General features: G+C 50.7%; 20 protein-coding genes and 1 pseudogene. 15 read left to right on the top strand and 6 right to left on the bottom strand.

Translation table 11 applies throughout. The features are described from left to right. Positions 1-13: 13 nt before the first annotated feature. The 3 genes from BLV48_RS17400 to BLV48_RS17390 all read right to left on the bottom strand — a co-directional run bounded on the left by BLV48_RS17400 (position 14) and on the right by BLV48_RS17390 (position 4,036). Positions 14-907 carry an AraC family transcriptional regulator gene (locus BLV48_RS17400; RefSeq protein ID WP_091828065.1) on the bottom strand — a complete coding sequence of 298 codons (894 nt, stop codon included), beginning with the start codon at positions 905-907 and terminating at the stop codon, positions 14-16. Between the two features lie 365 nt (positions 908-1,272). Beyond that, on the bottom strand, positions 1,273-2,310 hold the full coding sequence (locus BLV48_RS17395; RefSeq protein ID WP_139253964.1) for an alpha/beta fold hydrolase: 1,038 nt from the start codon (positions 2,308-2,310) through the stop codon (positions 1,273-1,275). Positions 2,311-2,398: 88 nt separating this feature from the next. Beyond that, positions 2,399-4,036: a flavin-containing monooxygenase gene (locus tag BLV48_RS17390; RefSeq protein ID WP_091828063.1), complete on the bottom strand. Its 1,638-nt coding sequence runs from the start codon at positions 4,034-4,036 to the stop codon at positions 2,399-2,401. Between the two features lie 250 nt (positions 4,037-4,286). On the opposite strand from BLV48_RS17390, the gene BLV48_RS17385 reads away from it, so the two are divergent. Together BLV48_RS17385 and BLV48_RS17380 are read left to right on the top strand one after the other, a co-directional pair. Continuing rightward, positions 4,287-4,688 (top strand): GFA family protein, encoded by a 402-nt coding sequence (locus BLV48_RS17385; protein ID WP_091828062.1) that lies wholly within the window; start codon positions 4,287-4,289, stop codon positions 4,686-4,688. Between the two features lie 66 nt (positions 4,689-4,754). After that, positions 4,755-4,991, top strand: a complete 237-nt coding sequence (locus BLV48_RS17380) for a hypothetical protein (protein ID WP_091828061.1) — start codon at positions 4,755-4,757, stop codon at positions 4,989-4,991. Positions 4,992-5,026: 35 nt separating this feature from the next. Here BLV48_RS17380 and BLV48_RS17375 read toward each other — a convergent pair whose 3' ends face one another. After that, positions 5,027-5,470, bottom strand: a complete 444-nt coding sequence (locus tag BLV48_RS17375; protein WP_091828060.1) for a MarR family winged helix-turn-helix transcriptional regulator — start codon at positions 5,468-5,470, stop codon at positions 5,027-5,029. A 97-nt stretch (positions 5,471-5,567) separates the two neighbouring features. On the opposite strand from BLV48_RS17375, the gene BLV48_RS17370 reads away from it, so the two are divergent. From BLV48_RS17370 to BLV48_RS17340, 7 genes and pseudogenes are all read left to right on the top strand, one after another. Further along, positions 5,568-6,011 carry a hypothetical protein gene (locus BLV48_RS17370; RefSeq protein WP_254775080.1) on the top strand — a complete coding sequence of 148 codons (444 nt, stop codon included), beginning with the start codon at positions 5,568-5,570 and terminating at the stop codon, positions 6,009-6,011. Continuing rightward, positions 6,002-6,523 (top strand): GNAT family N-acetyltransferase, encoded by a 522-nt coding sequence (locus BLV48_RS17365; RefSeq protein ID WP_091828059.1) that lies wholly within the window; start codon positions 6,002-6,004, stop codon positions 6,521-6,523. The genes BLV48_RS17370 and BLV48_RS17365 overlap by 10 nt, the downstream gene beginning before the upstream one ends. A gap of 30 nt (positions 6,524-6,553) precedes the next feature. Then, positions 6,554-6,895: a gamma-glutamylcyclotransferase family protein gene (locus tag BLV48_RS17360; RefSeq protein WP_091828058.1), complete on the top strand. Its 342-nt coding sequence runs from the start codon at positions 6,554-6,556 to the stop codon at positions 6,893-6,895. Between the two features lie 102 nt (positions 6,896-6,997). After that, on the top strand, positions 6,998-11,317 hold the full coding sequence (locus BLV48_RS17355; RefSeq protein ID WP_175527718.1) for an RHS repeat-associated core domain-containing protein: 4,320 nt from the start codon (positions 6,998-7,000) through the stop codon (positions 11,315-11,317). Between the two features lie 2 nt (positions 11,318-11,319). Next, the gene (locus BLV48_RS17350; RefSeq protein WP_139253963.1) at positions 11,320-11,661 is read left to right on the top strand and encodes a hypothetical protein; all 342 of its coding nucleotides are present in this window, start codon (positions 11,320-11,322) and stop codon (positions 11,659-11,661) included. A gap of 101 nt (positions 11,662-11,762) precedes the next feature. Further along, positions 11,763-12,221, top strand: a pseudogene (locus BLV48_RS19505) (RHS repeat-associated core domain-containing protein). Positions 12,222-12,521: 300 nt separating this feature from the next. After that, positions 12,522-12,761 (top strand): hypothetical protein, encoded by a 240-nt coding sequence (locus tag BLV48_RS17340; RefSeq protein WP_091828055.1) that lies wholly within the window; start codon positions 12,522-12,524, stop codon positions 12,759-12,761. A gap of 27 nt (positions 12,762-12,788) precedes the next feature. On the opposite strand, the gene BLV48_RS19045 is transcribed toward BLV48_RS17340, so the two are convergent. Further along, positions 12,789-12,950, bottom strand: coding sequence for a hypothetical protein (locus tag BLV48_RS19045; RefSeq protein WP_175527717.1), 162 nt, complete (start codon positions 12,948-12,950; stop codon positions 12,789-12,791). 57 nt (positions 12,951-13,007) lie between these two features. On the opposite strand from BLV48_RS19045, the gene BLV48_RS19625 reads away from it, so the two are divergent. The 5 genes from BLV48_RS19625 to BLV48_RS17310 all read left to right on the top strand — a co-directional run bounded on the left by BLV48_RS19625 (position 13,008) and on the right by BLV48_RS17310 (position 16,860). Continuing rightward, entirely contained in the window at positions 13,008-13,733 is a 726-nt protein-coding gene (locus BLV48_RS19625) for an RHS repeat-associated core domain-containing protein (RefSeq protein WP_422730704.1), read from the top strand. A 415-nt stretch (positions 13,734-14,148) separates the two neighbouring features. Further along, positions 14,149-15,048, top strand: coding sequence for an RHS repeat domain-containing protein (locus tag BLV48_RS17325; protein ID WP_091828054.1), 900 nt, complete (start codon positions 14,149-14,151; stop codon positions 15,046-15,048). 36 nt (positions 15,049-15,084) lie between these two features. Next, positions 15,085-15,531 (top strand): hypothetical protein, encoded by a 447-nt coding sequence (locus tag BLV48_RS17320; protein ID WP_091828053.1) that lies wholly within the window; start codon positions 15,085-15,087, stop codon positions 15,529-15,531. An 11-nt stretch (positions 15,532-15,542) separates the two neighbouring features. After that, positions 15,543-16,478, top strand: a complete 936-nt coding sequence (locus BLV48_RS17315) for an RHS repeat-associated core domain-containing protein (RefSeq protein WP_091828052.1) — start codon at positions 15,543-15,545, stop codon at positions 16,476-16,478. Further along, positions 16,471-16,860, top strand: coding sequence for an ankyrin repeat domain-containing protein (locus BLV48_RS17310; RefSeq protein ID WP_217633051.1), 390 nt, complete (start codon positions 16,471-16,473; stop codon positions 16,858-16,860). The genes BLV48_RS17315 and BLV48_RS17310 overlap by 8 nt, the downstream gene beginning before the upstream one ends. Here BLV48_RS17310 and BLV48_RS17305 read toward each other — a convergent pair. After that, a complete protein-coding gene (locus tag BLV48_RS17305; protein ID WP_091828050.1) occupies positions 16,824-17,192 on the bottom strand; it encodes an ankyrin repeat domain-containing protein in 369 nt (122 codons plus the stop codon). The two genes, BLV48_RS17310 and BLV48_RS17305, sit on opposite strands and share 37 nt — an antisense overlap. 184 nt (positions 17,193-17,376) lie before the next feature. Here BLV48_RS17305 and BLV48_RS17300 point away from each other — a divergent pair. Further along, positions 17,377-17,627: helix-turn-helix domain-containing protein (locus BLV48_RS17300; RefSeq protein ID WP_139253961.1), on the top strand; the 251-nt coding region annotated here is incomplete at its 3' end.

Here is a 17,627-nt window from a genome sequence, read left to right as displayed (position 1 = left end):
AACCTCGCAGCGGTCAGCGTTCTCTACAGTTCCCCCTCAATTGTCCTGGTGTGGTGCCTAGCCTAAGCCGCATCACCCGGGTCAGATGGGCCTGGTCAGAAAAGCCGCACATGTAGGCGACCTCCTTTATTGCAAGGCGTCCCTCTGCCAGAAGGGTACGTGCTTTCTGCACGCGTTGTTCGGTGACGAACGCATGAGGTGAGGAGGCAAAGCTCTCCTTGAATTTGCGCGAGAAGGTCCATACCCCAAGTCCAACTTCTTGGGCCAGATCTTCCAACCGTATGCTGCTGTGCAGGTGGGACTCAATGTAATCGCCCAAGCGACGTTTCTGGCACGGTGTCAATCCGCCGACATCAGCGGGGTCGCTAAAGGTTACGCTGGCGTAGCGGCGTAACAGGTGTACCGCCATCTGCATGCCCAGTGCTTCGACATACAGTGCACCGCCCAAGCCGTTGGTGCGCACCTCAGTATTGATAGCATCTGTGATTGCATTGAGGACTGGGTCCTGTAACTGCAATACGTCGTGTAGACGTACATCCTCTACTGAGCGGTCGAGAACGTCGCAGGCAACTCGAGACATCAGGGCATTGGACAGGTAAACGTGGGCGACCTCAATATCCTGGGTCCAGTGCCAGTGCGAGTTCTGGGCGTTGGTCAACAGGGATATATCGCCCGGTACGCAGGTGGTGCGGGTGCCTTTGCTGTCTTCCAGTTGGCGGTACATGGGGGTATGACCGTTCCGGTAGCGTACGATCATGAAGTGATCGAGAGGGGGAATCGGCACCTCCTGTCCCTTGTACAGGTAGGAGCGCTGGGCAACGTCTTTCCAGCCCAGAGAGGCACTGCTGGTCAGTAGTTTTCCCGGAACCCACTTGAGAAGCTCGTCCGGAGTGATGACTTTCGGCATAGAACTATCCTCGCCGGGCTGGCGCGTACTCTGCGCAGCTATTCAGGCGGGAAGCGGCTGCCTCACTCTGAAGTTTTGCCCCGGTACAAGGGCCTGCTGCCACAGCTGCCTGCAGGTCAGGAGAGGGTTGGCTGCGGCATTGTTACCCTCATTGACCAGCGGCCCGGATGGTTTTTTATTTTAATCGATACCGTTAGTGGGAGATGGGTGTTGCCACCCATCCAAGCCCCACAGTGCCATTGAACGCTGCAGTATGCCATGACACTTTGGGGCTATTTGTTCCGGGTACCTGGAACAGTGTCGTCACGGGTGTTGGGTCAACATGATTGGATGATTGATCCAAACAGGCAAACCGTATGCCAGCCTCAGACGACCGGCGTAGCCAACAGCTCTCGGATGTTAGCGTCAAATTGTGCCACCATCTGCGCATCTGTGCCGAATAGACCCAGATGACCATCGACACTTTGAAGCGGGCGGAATTCACTGCCGGAGATCAACAGCTGTTCAGTCTGGCAGTCGCTGACGGGGAAGAACATGTCATGGCTAATCGGCATCACGTAGGTCTTGGCTTTTATGCGTCCCAGCGCAGCGGGCAGGTCGCCAGCGGTGTGGCGGCTGACATCGCCGCGCTGCCACTTCCACGCCATGCACAGCAGGTTGTTCGGATCCATCGAGGCGAAGTAGCCGGTCATGAAGGTGTCCACAAACTCTGCCATCGAAGCAAAGCCCAGTGCCTGATGGCGTCTGGTGCGGAAGAACTCGGTGCTCCAGCCCATAACAGTCCATAATTGGGCATGGCGCCTCAGGCCGGCAGCGACCTGTTCTGGTGAGTGGTATAGGCCCTTGTGAAAACCTGGATCGGTGGTGATGGCATCAATCAAAGTTTCAGTAAACAGAAAATCATGCTCGGTGTTCCTCGCCGTACCGGCCATGGGGGCGGCGCGTTTGACGAATTCCGGGTAGCGTACTGCCCACTCGTAGGTTTGTTGAGCACCCATCGAGCCGCCGACGACCAGGGCAAGGCTGGTCAGGCCGAAATGTTCAGTCAGCAGGCGGTATTGGGCGCGGACATCGTCACCGATGCGTATCTGGGGAAAGTCGGGACCGTTGCTATTGCTTGGCGAGGTGGAGAGTCCGCCGCCGATTTGATTCACGCAGATGATAAAATATTTATCCGGGTCCAGTGCCCGCCCAGTACCGATGTAGACCTGTTCCATGATTTTGCTGGTGCCTGAATACCAGGTTGGTACCAGAATCGCGTTGTCTTTAGCGGCGTTGAGTTGGCCATGTAGCGAGACGGCGAGTCTGCAGTCGGGCAATGTACCGCCCTCCTCAAGTTGCAGGTCGCCGATACCAATCAGCTCAAAGGGACCATGATTCTGTTGCGAATAGTAGTTGTTCACGATACATCTCCTTACAGACGGCACGTGTGGCTCGGGGGATGCGCCGACGGGGTACCGCCGGCGATTTCCGCGTAACGGTGAAAACACCTCAGGACATCGAAAAACCGGGGTAGCCCTCGGCCGCAATTGCGTCGCAACGCTTGTGATAATTGCCCACCCCGCCGATGTAGGAGAGCAGGCGGCGCGGTTTGCCATCCACATTGGAGCCCATGTACCAGGAGTCGGTTTTGACTACCAGAGTCTTCGATGCAACCTCGTCGTGGTGTTCGACCCAGGCATCCTCGAACTCTTTGGTCGCTTCAACCGTTTGCTTGTCGTTTTTCAGGGCGTGGTCGATGCAGCCGGTGATCCAGTCCACCTGTTGCTGTAAGCAAGTGGTCATGTTGCACAGTGCGGCGGACGGTGCCAGCGGAGCACCGGTGGTGAACAGGTTCGGGTAACCGTGGACCTGTAGCCCCATGGCTGTACGGATTTCCTGCTGCCACTGCTGTTTCAGCGCGCGGCCATCGCGACCGCGGATATCGATGCGGCTCAGCGCTCCTGAGCCGGCATCGAAGCCAACTGCCAGAACGATGACATCCACCTCATGGATTTTGCCGTCGGCAGTACGGATCCCCTCGGGGACTATCTCTTCGATCGGTGCCGTGCGACAGTCCACAGCCTCTACATTGTCTTGCAGATAGACTTCGAGGTACTTGTTCTCCAATGGTACGCGGTGGGTACCGAAACCGTAATCGGTGGGGATCAGCAAGTCGCAGAGTTTGGGGTCGTTATGCAGCCGCTCCCGCATTTTGGCGCGAACGAATTTGGACACTTCTTCGCTGACTGCTTCGTCGTAAAAAATCTCTGGGAAAGTCGCCAGCCACAGTGACAGTGAGCCCTCCTGCCAATGCTGTTCCAGGATATCGGTGCGTTCTTCTGGCGTAAGGTCGGCCCAGGGTGGTGCTTCAAAGTCGTAGTCGAAACCGGCGAAAGTCTGGCGTACGCGGGATTTCAGTTCATGGAAGCGTTCACCCCATTTGGCCCACTCTTCCTTGGAGTACTTGTAGTTTTTCATCGGCACAATGTACTGCGGTGTGCGCACGAAGACTTTCAATGACTCCACTTGGGGTGCGATGGATTGAATCACTTGGATACCGGTGGCACCGGTACCGATGACTGCCACCCGCTTGCCGGTGAAATCTACACCTTGCTTGGGCCACAGACCGGTGTGGTGTATCTCGCCGTTGAAGCTGGCCTGGCCCGGGAAACGGTCTTTCAGCGGTGCGGAGAGCATACCGCAACAAGCGATGAGAAACTGAGTGTCGATGGTTTCGCCGGCATCTGTGGTGACGGTCCAACGTCCGGTGTCTTCGCTGTAGTGGGCGGATACAATACGGGTGGAGAACTGAATATCCTTTTTCAGGTCGAGGCGATCCGCCACGAAATTGAGCCACTGCTCGGTTTCGGGCTGAGCAGGGAAGCGCTCGCTGGGCTGCCAGGATTTATACAGCTCCTCGGAAAACCAGTATTGATAGATCTCTGCCTGGGAGTCGAAACGGGCGCCAGGGTAGCGGTTCCAGTACCAGGTGCCGCCGACACCGGTACCCGCTTCATAACCGCGTACATTCAGTCCCATTTCACGTAGCTTATGTAGCTGGTACAGGCCTGCGACACCGGCACCGATCACCATAGCGTCTAGTTGGGTGACCAAGGGGGTTTTGCTGTGGGTTACTTGCATAGTCATGGTGTACTCTCTCTTTTATGTTTATAACGAGTCACTGGATGGCCACTGCAGAAGTGGCGATGGCGTCATCCACGTTGGACGGGATAAAGCCGGCATGAGTGGACGATACCCAGAGCACAGCCACAGCTCTTGAACGAACGGGTGGAAGTTTTGAAGAAAAACGGGCGCGTTAAGGTTGAGAAGATGGGGGGCTTATCGGCTCCTGCTGAGTTGTTTGTATATTTCACTCACAGGTTATAGGGGAAAGGTCATGGCAGAACATCTCGGTTCCTGTTTGTGTGGCACAGTGCACTTCAAGGTAGAAGGGGAGTTTGACAGCTTTTACCTGTGTCATTGTCAGCGCTGTAAAAAAGATACGGGGTCGGCTCATGCGGCCAATCTGTTTTCACAGTCGGCTAAACTGAGCTGGCTGTCGGGTGCTGATGCCGTGACCTCGTTTACGTTGCCAGGGACTCGTCACAGCAAGAGTTTTTGCAAATTCTGTGGCTCCGCATTGCCCAATACTCAGGCGGCCGGTGTGCTTATCGTGCCGGCAGGATCTTTGGACACTGAAGTGTCCATATTGCCAACGGCGCACATCTTTTCGTCCAGCAAGGCCAACTGGGAGAAGACGTCAGAAGAGGTGCCAACGTTCGAGGGGTTGCCAGAATAAACGATTTTCTGCAGCAATGGATACACGCCATAATGGCGTATAAATATTGAATGGAATGGATTTTATATGGGGTTTTCCAGCCTGGAGAAAGAAGCACTGTTGTCGGTAAAAGGCGTTGGCAACACCGTTGTGCAACGTTTTGAGGAGATCGGTATAGAGTCGCTTTCCGAGTTGGCGACCTATCAGGCGGATGATATAGCGGAAATGGTTGCTTCAATGCTGAGGACAACCTGCTGGAAAAACAGCCCACAAGCGAAGCGAGCCATTGAAGCTGCAATTCAGCGAGCAAAAGAAGGGCTGTAAAGAGGGTGACAAATGGGCCGAATACCGGGGCATGTCTAGTGGTCAATGGCGCGAGCGATACGCTTCAGTACAGACAGTGCAGTTTCCAGCTCGGTTGCGCTGATACCTTCTGAGCATTGGGCGGCCCACCCCGACTGTTTTTCACTCAGTTTCGAGAAAACCGTTTTCCCACGTTCCGAGAGGTTAATCCATTTGGCGCGCTTATGGCCCGGGTTTTCACTGAACAGTAACAGTGCATCGTCGTGCATGGCATCCACAAGTCGCTGTACCGCTTGTCGCGTCAGCCCCATGCTTCTCGCAATTTGAGGTACGGTTTGCGGTTCGTCCGATAGTGCAAGGGCCCCCAGTATCTTCCAACGGGCGCTTGTAATGCCGAACTCTGCGCCCATTTGATCGCCTTCGCTGACTAGCAGTCCTCCCAGTTTAAACACTTCCAGCACAATATCGGTGAAGATTGGGCCTTTATGAGACTCGTTCATTGGTGATCCCTGTGGAATTGACAACATGTTGACATTAAGAGGTGCTCTTTGCACAATGACAACATGTTACCAATCGTGTTTCTTGGAGGAAACCCTGATGCTCATCGTCCATCGTTTCGCAGCGGCTATTGCCATGGCCTGCATAGCGACGTTTTTCTCGGCAACAGTGTTGGTTGAGATCTTTGGTTCTGTTGAGTCCATATCAACAGTGAAACGCTTAATTGTATGGCCAGGTCTGTTGATTCTTGTGCCGTCAATTGCATTCACGGGGGCGAGTGGTTTCGCCTTGGCCAAGGGTAGAAACGGCGTGCTTGTTTCTCGGAAAAGAAAGAGAATGCCCTTTATAGGTATGAACGGAATCCTGGTACTGATCCCGTGTGCCGTATTACTCAACCTGTGGGCATCTGCAGGTGTTTTGGATACCCGCTTTTATGTGGTACAAGCCATTGAGTTGATTGCTGGCGCTGTGAATTTGACATTAATGGGGTTGAACATGAGAGATGGTTTCAGAATACGTGGCAGGTTTCACACATGTATCTAACGGCAACCAACAGGCTTGAAATCAGAAAGTTTGAATCTTCCGATGTTAAGACCCTCATGCCGATACTGTCTGACCCGGATGTCATGGAGTACTCCAGTAAAGGCCCATTGAGCGAAGCGCAAACAGCTGAGTTTATTGATTGGTGTACCCACTCATACGACGAGCTTGGTTATGGCCAGTGGGCTGTTATCGAGAAGCCGTCCGGCAGGCTGATTGGCTACTGTGGGTTGAGCCGAACGACGGTTGATGGATGTGATGAGGTTGAAATTGGCTACCGTCTTGCCAAAGACCGTTGGGGAATGGGGTTGGCGACCGATGCGGCCCGTGCGGCTCTCGACTATGGCTTTGAAGCCTGTAACCTTGAGTCCGTTGTTGCGATCGTCGCGCAGAATCACGCTGCTTCAATACACATACTGGAAAAACTTGGGTTCAGCAATTTCATTGAAACGCGTTATGCTGGGTGGGATGTCCGCCTGTATCGTCTGACCAGGTCGGATTGGAAACCAGATTAAACAACTCAATAGCACTATCGGAGTCCCAACATGCCATCACTGTTCTCCTACGGCACCCTGCAGCAGCCATCGGTTCAGGTCGCCAACTTTGGCCGCGAGCTGAGCGGTCAGCCCGATACCCTGCAGGGCTATATCATCGGTGAGGTCGAGATCACGGATGAGCGGGTGCTGCGTGAGAGTGGCAAGGCGTTTCATCCCATTCTGCGTTACACGGGCAATGCGGCGGATGAGGTGCAGGGCACGGTATTCGAGCTGACGGATGCGGAGCTGGCGCAGGCGGATGATTACGAGGTTGACGATTACGTGCGGGTTGCGGCCCAGCTGAAGTCAGGTGCGCAGTGCTGGATTTACGCCGCCGCTGATGAGGTGTGATTCGGGATCGTTTGCATTTATACTCAATCTATGAAAGATTGAATCTCGCCGACAGGCAAAGTGTGCAGGATGCACACTCTATACATTCAAGGAGGAAGCGCCATGATGTTGCGTCGCACATCTGCCAATATTTATCGTTCTGGCTATTGGAACAACGCTCCCGCGACGAAGCGGGTCACGTTGCCTTATCGAATAGGCCAAATCAGTGCTCTAACCCTGTCCATATGCCTCTCATCAACGACCTTCGCTGAAATTGAGTGGACCAATACGTATGCCCCAGGCGCTTGGCCAACGGCAACAGCTGCCTGTGTCAATGGCGAGGTAGAAGCCCGCATTCAGGCACTGCGTACTGCAAACCCATCAATTCAATACCGTTACAAATCGCTTTCAGTCAATGAGTACCTTTCGGGCCAAGAGGCACGGTGTCAGTTTGTTATCGAGCGAAAACTGGCCTTTTATTGGGTAACAACCGCCATGGGCCCCGTCACCCATATGGCTACCGGCTCTCCCGACGCCTGCCCCGAAGGCAGCGTTGATGACTCGGGGTACTGTCAACCCAAAAATGCCGGCGTCCCTGAGTGTCCTTCCAATGGCAGCAACCCCATTAATAGTGCGACCGGTAATAAATATCAGCAAGAGCAGGATTATGTTGGTACGGGTGCGCAGCCGCTGCAATTTATCCGACATTACAATGCACTCAGCCAAGAAAGTGGACCGCTGGGGGACAACTGGCGTCATCATTACCAACGTTCATTGGTGGTAACCGGCCTTGGCAGCGGTTCTCCTTCTCGTGTCAAACTGTATCGAGCAGACGGGAAACGCTATAACTTCAACTTGACGGGTGGAATCTGGCAACCTGATGCAGACCAAAATTACCGGTTGCAACGCCAAACTGACGGCAATGGCAATACCAGTGGGTGGACGCTCACAACCTCTGATGACACCATCGAGCGCTATGCGGCGCAAGGGCGACTGATATCCATCACATCTCGTGCCGGGCAGACGCATCACCTGTCCTATGACACCCAAAATCGCTTGCAGACTGTCACCGATACCGATGGCCGCACGCTTACGCTGGCCTACGATACCCATGGGCGTATTGCATCCGTAACAGATCCGGCTGGCGAGCCCATCACGTTTTCCTACGATGCCAACAACCGCCTGATCAGTACTACCTACGCTGACAACAGCAGCCGCCAGTATCGTTATAACGAGAGCAGCCTGACAGCCGGAGCCAACCTTCCACGAGCCTTAACGGGCATCATTGATGAAAACAACACTCGCTTTGCCGACTTTGAATACGACACACAAGGTCGAGCCGTTCGATCATCACACAGCGGTGGTGCAGGAGAAGTCAGTATCAGCTACGCCGCTAATGGCGAGCGAACTCTGACCGATGCCTTGGGTGCTTCACGCACATTCACCTATAGCAGCATTCTCGATACTCTGAAGAACACGGGTATTTCCCAGGCATGTAATACCTGCGGCGGTGCCGCGCAAACTCGTCAGTATGACGCTCAGGGCAATGTCAGCCAGCGGGTCGATTTCAATAACGTTCCGACCCAGTATACCTACGACCTGAGCCGCAACCTGCCTACAATCCGTACCGAAGCGAGCGGCACAGCGGTTGAACGTACCATCAGCACTATTTGGCACCCAACGTATCGCCTGCCTGTACAAGTGGATGAGGGAAATCGACGTACAGAGTACAGCTATGACAGTAACGGTCATTTACTCAGCCGTACTCTGACCGATATGGGTCAAACGCCACCACTATCACGTACCTGGAGCTGGACATATGACAATCAAGGGCGTGTCTTGACCGCGGATGGACCACGCACCGATATCAGCGATATCACCACCTACAGCTATTACGCGTGCACCACCGGGGCCGAGTGCGGTCGGGTGAAAACCATAACCAATGCCCTGAATCACACAACACAGATCAACAGCTATAACGCCCATGGCCAACCCCTGAGCATCACCGATGCCAACGGCCTGGTCACCACGTTCACCTATGATCTGCGCCTGCGTTTGATTGCCTATACCCAAGGGACAGAAACCACAACTCTGACCTATTGGCCAACCGGGCTGCTGCACACCCTGACACAACCCGACGGCAGCACACTGACCTATACCTATGATGCCGCCCAGCGTCTGACGCGATTGGAAGATAGCCAAGGCAACCACATCGAATATACTCTGGATGCACTGGGCAACCAAACACAGACGCGAAGCTACGATCCATCCAGCACGCTGGCCATGCGCCAATCACAAACATTCAACACCCTGAACCGCCTGGTACAGACGTTGGATGCTGCCGGTACGCCTGCCGTTACAACCCACTACACCTATGACAACAACGGCAACCTGACCGAGACACAAGCTCCGCTCAACCGCGACACTCAGTACGCCTATGACGCCCATAACCGGCTGACTCAGGTGACAGACCCCAATACCGAGGTGACTCAGTACAGCTATAACGCATTGGATCAGTTGATCGCCGTTATCGATCCATTAAACCATGCCACCTACTATCACCATAACGCGTTGGGCGACCTGAGCCTGCTACAAAGCCCCGACACCGGAGATACCACATACACCCACGACAGTGCTGGTAATCTGGCCAGCAGTACCGATGCACGTGGCGTTACCGCGACCTACAGTTATGACAGTCTTAACCGGTTAACCCAACTCAGTTACCCAGACCAAACCTATACCTATGTATACGACCAGGGGATTAATGGCACGGGGCGGCTGACTCATATCACAGATCACATCGGCACCCTCGATTGGATTTATACGGCGCAAGGGCAGGTGGCCAATCGTACCCATACCCTGGATGGGCACAGTTTTGCTCAGGATTACACCTATAATGCAGCGGGTCAGCGCCTGAGCCTGACGCTGCCTTCAGGCAATAGTCTGCATTACACCTACACCCCATCGGGACAGATCAGCAGCATTAGCCTCAATGGCATTACGCCTCTATTGAGCGCAATACAATATCGACCTTTTGGCCCAGTTCAGCACTGGAGCTGGGGAAATGGCACTACACACAACCGCGACTACAACACCGACGGCGACCTGACCGGTATCACCAGTGGTGGACAAACCCAGTACCTTTATGATGACGCACGCCGCATTACTCAACAGAACGAGGTCAACCCTCCCGGCATAAGCCACACCTACAGTTACGATCTGCTCGACCGTTTAACCACCGCCACCGGGACGGGGCTAAACCAGAGCTGGAGTTACGATGCCAACGGCAACCGCCTGACAGAAACAGGCAGTACACCAGCGACATTTACCCAAGCGCTGGACAGCAACCGTTTGACACACATAAACGGCAGCCTTACTCGTACTTACACCTACGACGCAGCCGGCAACATCCTGGGTGATGGCCATACGCTTTATACCTACAATGATGCTGGGCGACTGAGCAGCGCCACCCGCTATGGCCAGACTACCCAGTATGATTACAACGCACTGGGACAGAGAGTAAGAAAAAGCAACAACAACGGTGTACGCTACTTTGTCTATGATGATGCCGGTCAGTTGGCAGGCGAATATGATGCCAACGGCCAGCTCATTCAGGAAACCGTCTGGCTTGGCAATATCCCGGTCGCGACTCTGCGCCCCGCCGGCAGTGGTGTTGCGGTGTATTACATCCATACTGATCACCTCAACACCCCACGTCGCATTAGCCGAGCCAGCGACAACCAAATTGTCTGGCGTTGGGATAACGACCCCTTTGGTCGCCACACAGCCAATGAAGACCCGGACGGTGACAGTCAGCTATTCACCTTCTCTCTGCGCTACCCAGGGCAGTACTACGATGAGGAAACCGGGTTACACTACAACTACTATCGGGATTACGACCCCAGTACGGGGCGGTATATTCAGAGTGATCCTATTGGATTGGATGGTGGGTTGAATACATACAGATATGCTGGAGGTAACCCAATATCAAATTGGGATGCTTATGGTCTTTGGTGGGATAGTATCGGTGTAAACCTTACGTTCATTACAGACGGAAAGGGAACGAGTACCAGCTTTGCTTTGGCTTCTGATGGAAATGGTCTGTATTGTGTTGTCACTCATCAGGAGCTTGATGGTACTGGATATTTTTATGCAGGAGGCGGTGAGGCTGCATTGGGAACTGGTGAGTTGATGCCAGATGATACTGAGCTTTTTGAGTCATCCAGTTCTCGTGATGATGTTCAAGGTGTGGCAGGCGGTCTAGCTAACCCGATTAAAGTTAAAGGTACCTTTGGTTTTTCAGGTGGTATAACAGAATCTGATGGTGAAATATCAGGTGCTAAAGGTCGGAGGGGGCCAGGTGTCGGAGGATTTACAGGAGAAGTGACATCCCAGGAAACATATAAGGTGAAAATCCTGCCTGACTATAAATTATGGGATTAGATATGAATGTTTATGGTTTTATTGATACGGTTTTTATTGTGGCGGTAATAATTTCAGGTGTTTCTTTATGTTTATATTTGGCTTTTGGTGTTTTTCTTGCTAAAAAAATGAGACTTCATATGAATAAAGCTATGGATGAATTAGGTAACCCATGGGGAGTTTCAACTATATTGATGAGAAATACATCACTTTATGATGATTTCTTAAAAACTGGATGTCATAAGGAAAGTGAATTTCCGCAAATCAGAAAATTGGGCGAAATGACTATTCTTGCAAAGAATGTTTTCCATTATGCCTCTTTAATCTGCATGGTATGCCTAATATCTCTCCTGGCTCTGAAGTGAAAAACTTAGATAAATAAAGTCATGGTAGATTTAGAAATTACATTTTGGGCAGCACGGCCTGCACACCTTTCCGGTTTGGGTGTGCACGCCTAGCCAGCAGGGTGTGCATTTGGAGCCAGCGCCTACAAGTGTGGGGGCAGGTGAAAGTGACAGGGCTTGTTGATCTGGTATGGACAGTGAGGCACTGGCCTGAGGCACAAGGGACTGTAAACGACCAACTATTCACTTTCTCTCTGCGCTACCCAGGGCAGTACTACGATGAGGAAACCGGGCTACACTACAACTACTTCCGGAATTACGACCCCAGTACGGGGCGGTAGATTCAGAGTGATCCGATTGGGTTTGAAGGTGGGCTGAATACATATGCTTATGTTGGTGGGAATCCAACAGTTGATGTTGATCCATTAGGTCTTGAAACCAATGTCTTTATGCATGCTGGTGCTGGGTGGGGAGGGTCATCAATGGGTCATGTCGCAACAAATATCAATGGTACGACCATATACCTATGGGCCGGATGGTATGACTGTGCTCCCAACAGATCAATATTTGGAACGGAATGATTTCAGAGATACGAAAGCCTTGAAATTGAACCTAACGTTCGCTCAAGAAGAACAGCTAGAAAAGAGGCTGGCATGGCAACAGGGAAAAGGTAGTTAGGGAGTGCTGGGACATAACTGCGGCGATCCGCTTGAAAGTGGTTTGGAACAGTTAGGCTGCGATATGGGGGTAAGTGTTACTCCTCAGGGACTATACGATGATTTGAAAGAGGAAGGGCTTATAGGTGATGAATATGTCATTCCACAATCACCTCCCCAAAGGTTTTATAATCCTCCTTGGGCTAGGAAAATGGTTGAGTAAACATGAAAAAAATGGTTTTTGCTCTTTTTTTATTAACGGCTTTCTATTTTATTGTATTTATTGGATTAGGCCTTTCTAAAGATTATAAATGGTCTGATATGGACTGGGATAACAGTGGAATGGTCAGCGTTTTTGAGGTTATGGATGCAGTGGATATCGGTTTAAGAAAGAGTGCAAAAGGTTGTCGAGAATACTATTCATTGAAAGATGGTTTACCTGTAAAGGAAGTCTGTTCCGAGTGAGTTCGTGATCAGGTCTAAGAAGGATATTTAGCCCAGCACGGTGTGCACACCTATCCGGTTTCGGTGTGCACGCCTGACCAGCAGGCTGTGCATTCTGTGCCAGCGCCTACAGGTGTGGGGGCCTGTGAGGTCTTTGCCCTCACGCAGAGCTTGAAATGCGGCATCCATATCGAACGTAGGTTTGGTCATGAGTCATCTCTTTTCGGTTCAGTCTAAAGAAATGACACAGAATTCTGAACACTACCCATTAGCCGAGCCAACGACAACCAAATTGTCTGGCGTTGGGATAACGACCCCTTTGGTCGCCACACAGCCAATGAAGACCCGGACGGTGACAGTCAGCTATTCACCTTCTCTCTGCGCTACCCAGGGCAATACTACGATGAGGAAACCGGGTTACACTACAACTACTTCAGGGATTACGACCCCAGTACGGGGCGGTACATTGAGTCTGATCCGATTGGGCTTGAAGGCGGGCTGAACACCTATCTGTACGTTGGTGCCAATCCCTTGCAGTTGATAGATCCGTTTGGGCTGGAAGAATATAGTGATGACTTTGTAGGTCCCCTTCCTCCTAGCGGTTATTACACATCTGAGATGACTCCAACTCGCTGTGGAAATGTCCCACCATCTCCACCAGGGGCCTTTGTCGACATAAATATGTGGATAGCTGATCGTAGTTATAATCCTTTCTGGTTCAAAGCTCAGGTACGAGGAAAAGCGCCATGGGATTATAAACAGAAAGGGAGAAAGTACGAAGACTTCGGGAACTTCAATTATGGGGCAACAGGTTCTGCATTTGGATTCCCCGATCAAGTTTTGTATAGATTTGCTGGATGGGCAAATCAGGAAGCCGACCCTACAAGGACAGACTTGGGTAGTCCGTATGGAGGATATCCTTATGGTGATGATCCTGCTGATCAAGAACAGGTTAAAAAGGGTATTGAGTACTGTGAATGCATGGGGTATTAAAAGGCCATGGATAGTTATTATCATCGGCTTTGTTTTTTTATTATCAGGATGCGGACCTGATTTGTGTAGCAATGAATTGCTATTTGAGAATGCATCACCTGATAAGTCTTATATTCTAACGTCCTTTGAAAGGAACTGTGGCGCGACCATTCCTTACGTTAGAGTATTAAGCCTTCGAGTAGAGAAGGAAGGCTTTGATCCTGATAAATATGATGATTGGATATTTACGTTGCATGGGCCAAAAAATATAAAAATTGAATGGAATTCAAATAATAGTCTTATTGTTTATTATCCTCCGACTGAGGATATTCCAACTAAGGTTGAGAAATGGAGAAATGTAAATATATCATATGTTGTTGATGGCAACTTATAATGTGCCTTTACAAAAAATAAGGGGCGGAATACTTTAATTATTATGCATGCTGGCCAGCAGCACGTGCACACCTTTCCGGTTTCGGTGTGCACGCCCGGCCAGCAGGGTGTGCATTTTAGGCCAGCGCCTACAATTGTGGGGGCCGGTGAAAGTGACAGGCTCTCCAAACGGTGGGGTACTGACTCCACGTATATCGGCGTTGAGAAGTATTACATCCATACGGATCACCTCAACACTCCACGTCGCATTAGCCGAGCCAGTGACAACCAAATTGTCTGGCGTTGGGATAACGACCCCTTTGGTCGCCACGCAGCCAATGAAGACCCGGACGGTGACAGTCAGCTATTCACCTTCTCTCTGCGCTACCCAGGGCAGTACTACGATGAGGAAACCGGGTTACACTACAACTACTTCAGGGATTATGACCCCGCAACCGGCAGATACATCGAGAGTGATCCGATTGGATTAGCTGCCGGTTTGAATACCTATGGGTATGTTGGAGGGAATCCCGTGCGTTACGCTGATCCCTCGGGATTATTGTTACCGGCGCTGGCACTGCCGTTTGTTGCTGGCGGAAGCTCGGCTGGTTTCTGGACGACACTCGCAGGTATAACGGGCTTAGCGCTCCTAGCAGGACCTAGTGCAGAGCTAAATGAGGCGCCACCTGAAAGTAAGGAATGGATTGATGATCCCCAAGCACAGGTAGAGTATGACTATTACAAGGCTCAATGTAAGGGGCCATTGCCACCATCCGGTGATAAGTGCCAGGACTTGAGGAACCTCCAGCAACAGGCTCAAATGTGTGCTGAATTGCGCCAGCAGTGGGACGACCGATGGATGCCTGGGTGGCATGAGCTGGAAATTTTGAAAGAGCTTCAACGAGCGCAGAAGTATCGTAGACTGGCTGAGCAGTGTGAGCAGCAAAAAAACCAGTGTAACTAGATTAAGTAAACACATTTTACCATATAGGACTGTTTGATGGGTAATATACCTTCTGAAGAAGATTGGGGAGAGTATTGGAAAGATCTTGATCAAAAAAGTGCTTATGGATCTTTTTTTGGTAGATCTAATGAGCAACTACAAAGCCAGTTCCATAAAGATGGCATAGAACTGGTTTACGAAATAAGATTTATGCCAAAAAGAGTATTTGATTATTATGTTTTAGGATTGAGAGACTTTATTATTTCAGGTGATTTCCCTGATCATGAAGCTGCTGATTTTTCGAGTTACTTTTTAGATATGGTGATATATTTACTTGAGCATGATCCTCAAATGATATCGTCAAGAATTAAAGACTTAAATCCTGCTCTGAAATACGTTGCAGATAATCAGAAAATTTATAATGCTCCTGTGGATATATATGGAGATTTTTCAGAGAAGTTTATTAAAATAAAAAAATTATGCAAACTTAATAAGCTGGATTAAATGGCTGCTATATGGCCTATCCTAATAGGCTAAATGGGGCGGAGTTTATTTGGTGTGGTCATTTTGACCAGTCCGGCCTGCACACTTTTCCGGTTTTAGTGTGCAGGCCTGGCCAGCAGGGTGTGCATTTCGGGCCAGCGCCTATAACTGTGGGGGCCGGTGAAAGTGACAGGCTCTCCAAACGGTGGGGTACTGACTCCACGTATATCGGCGTTGAGAAGTATTACATCCATACGGGTCACCTCAACACTCCACGACGCATTAGCCGAGCCAGCGACAACCAAATTGTCTGGCGTTGGGATAACGACCCCTTTGGTCGCCACACAGCCAATGAAGACCCGGACGGTGACAGTCAGCTATTCACCTTCTCTCTGCGCTACCCAGGGCAGTACTACGATGAGGAAACCGGGTTACACTACAACTACTTCAGGGATTATGATCCCAGTCTTGGAAGGTATGTTCAGAGTGATCCCATTGGGCTTCAAGGTGGAATCAACACTTACGGGTACGCTTACCAAAACCCAGTAATGTATACCGACCCGAATGGGTTAAACCCTGCCGCAGGTTGTCTTGCCGGGGCATGGGGTGGACCAGTTGGTTGCGGTGTCGGTGCTGGAATTGGAACTACCATTGCCGGTGGTATAGCGTTGGCTGCAATCCTCAGTACTCCCGGTGACACGCCAACGGACAAAGCTGATAAAGCAAGGGAGAGAAAGGAATATAGTCGGATTTGTAAAACCCCGATTCCTCCAACTGGAGACCCATGTACAGACGCTAAGAACAACTTGAATAGGCTAAAGCAATGCCTTCAATTACGTGAGAACTTCAGCCGCAAATGGTATAACGATGGTTATGCTGGTCATATGACTGAAATTCAGAATACACGTAATGCAATTCGGAATCTTGAAAATTGGATTCAAGATAATTGTGGTGATCAGTGTGAATAATCCAAGTGACAAAAGACTGGAAAGTATATTGCGCGACTATGCAGAATTGCCAGAATACAGTGAAATGCCTATACCAACAGTCAATACAAAAAGTTTATTTGGAGATTATCCAATCAACATTGCGGCAACGCGTGGACTAATTGAAGAGGTTTCGATTTTGCTTGGAAGTGGCGCAGATATTAATGCTAAAGGTGAGCATGGATACTCGCCGCTCCATGACGCAGTGGAGCAAGGACATATCGATGTGGTGAAATTGTTAGTTGATCGTGGTGCAAGTATCGCCATCAAAAATACTGATGGCGATACACCAAAGGAACTTGCAAAATTTTTGAACGAAACTGAAATTTATCGCTTCCTTAACAGTCTTACAGCATCGTTGTGACTTCCAAGTTCAGCGACTTTAAGTGGCGTTTGGTCAAATTCATTCTTCAATAATAAATCTGCCCCTGATTTAAGCAATACCTTTATTACATTACATCTGCCGTTCATTGCAGCTTGATGTAAAGGGGTATTGCCAAGATCACCAACGATATTTACATCTGCGCCATTTGCTATCAGTATTTCTACATCTTCAACTTCACCCATTCTTGCAGCAATATGGAGCAGAGTGTCATCAACTGCACCTCGCTGATTAACATCAATCAGTTCGACGCCCAAGAACTCCGGGTGGTCTTTATATTTCAACAAAATTTCAGTTACATTTTTTATGGACACTTATTGGTACACTCACGTTTATGTTTACGCGAATTCAACTCCGAAGTGCGACACCCGCCTATGCAGCCTGAAGGTATTCCGGGAGTTCAGATAATAAGTGCGACACTCATGGTTGAACGGCGAGCGGTGGCCAACTGCTGATTAGTGGTACGCTTTCGCTCGCCAAAGTAAAAGATGTATCACCATGAGTTATCAGCAGTTGACCGAGGGGAAACGATACCAGATATCGGTTCTTCTTGCGCAGGGAAGTCCAGCAACAGCGATTGCCCAAGCAGTCAAAGTCCATCGTTCGACGGTCTATCGGGAGTTGAAACGCAACAGTAGCCGAGAGGCATACAATCCCGGCAAAGCGCATCAACAGGCCATGCGGAGGCGTACAGGTGCCGCCAAATACCGCTTGCCGGAACGGGTCGTTCGCTATGTGGAATTGACTTT

Source organism: Marinobacterium iners DSM 11526 (assembly GCF_900107855.1).
Taxonomy (GTDB): domain Bacteria; phylum Pseudomonadota; class Gammaproteobacteria; order Pseudomonadales; family Balneatricaceae; genus Marinobacterium; species Marinobacterium iners.
This window is presented reverse-complemented; position numbering and strand designations above follow the sequence as displayed.

What these genes read in the sequence shown, in the direction of transcription:
- BLV48_RS17400 (WP_091828065.1), bottom strand. Translation starts at nt 907, where the DNA reads ATGCCGAAAGTCATCACTCCGGACGAGCTTCTCAAGTGGGTTCCGGGA.
- BLV48_RS17390 (WP_091828063.1), bottom strand. Translation starts at nt 4,036, where the DNA reads ATGACTATGCAAGTAACCCACAGCAAAACCCCCTTGGTCACCCAACTA.
- BLV48_RS17385 (WP_091828062.1), top strand. Translation starts at nt 4,287, where the DNA reads ATGGCAGAACATCTCGGTTCCTGTTTGTGTGGCACAGTGCACTTCAAG.
- BLV48_RS17380 (WP_091828061.1), top strand. Translation starts at nt 4,755, where the DNA reads ATGGGGTTTTCCAGCCTGGAGAAAGAAGCACTGTTGTCGGTAAAAGGC.
- BLV48_RS17375 (WP_091828060.1), bottom strand. Translation starts at nt 5,470, where the DNA reads ATGAACGAGTCTCATAAAGGCCCAATCTTCACCGATATTGTGCTGGAA.
- BLV48_RS17370 (WP_254775080.1), top strand. Translation starts at nt 5,568, where the DNA reads ATGCTCATCGTCCATCGTTTCGCAGCGGCTATTGCCATGGCCTGCATA.
- BLV48_RS17365 (WP_091828059.1), top strand. Translation starts at nt 6,002, where the DNA reads ATGTATCTAACGGCAACCAACAGGCTTGAAATCAGAAAGTTTGAATCT.
- BLV48_RS17360 (WP_091828058.1), top strand. Translation starts at nt 6,554, where the DNA reads ATGCCATCACTGTTCTCCTACGGCACCCTGCAGCAGCCATCGGTTCAG.
- BLV48_RS17355 (WP_175527718.1), top strand. Translation starts at nt 6,998, where the DNA reads ATGATGTTGCGTCGCACATCTGCCAATATTTATCGTTCTGGCTATTGG.
- BLV48_RS17350 (WP_139253963.1), top strand. Translation starts at nt 11,320, where the DNA reads ATGAATGTTTATGGTTTTATTGATACGGTTTTTATTGTGGCGGTAATA.
- BLV48_RS17340 (WP_091828055.1), top strand. Translation starts at nt 12,522, where the DNA reads ATGAAAAAAATGGTTTTTGCTCTTTTTTTATTAACGGCTTTCTATTTT.
- BLV48_RS19045 (WP_175527717.1), bottom strand. Translation starts at nt 12,950, where the DNA reads ATGACCAAACCTACGTTCGATATGGATGCCGCATTTCAAGCTCTGCGT.
- BLV48_RS17325 (WP_091828054.1), top strand. Translation starts at nt 14,149, where the DNA reads ATGCATGCTGGCCAGCAGCACGTGCACACCTTTCCGGTTTCGGTGTGC.
- BLV48_RS17320 (WP_091828053.1), top strand. Translation starts at nt 15,085, where the DNA reads ATGGGTAATATACCTTCTGAAGAAGATTGGGGAGAGTATTGGAAAGAT.
- BLV48_RS17315 (WP_091828052.1), top strand. Translation starts at nt 15,543, where the DNA reads ATGGCCTATCCTAATAGGCTAAATGGGGCGGAGTTTATTTGGTGTGGT.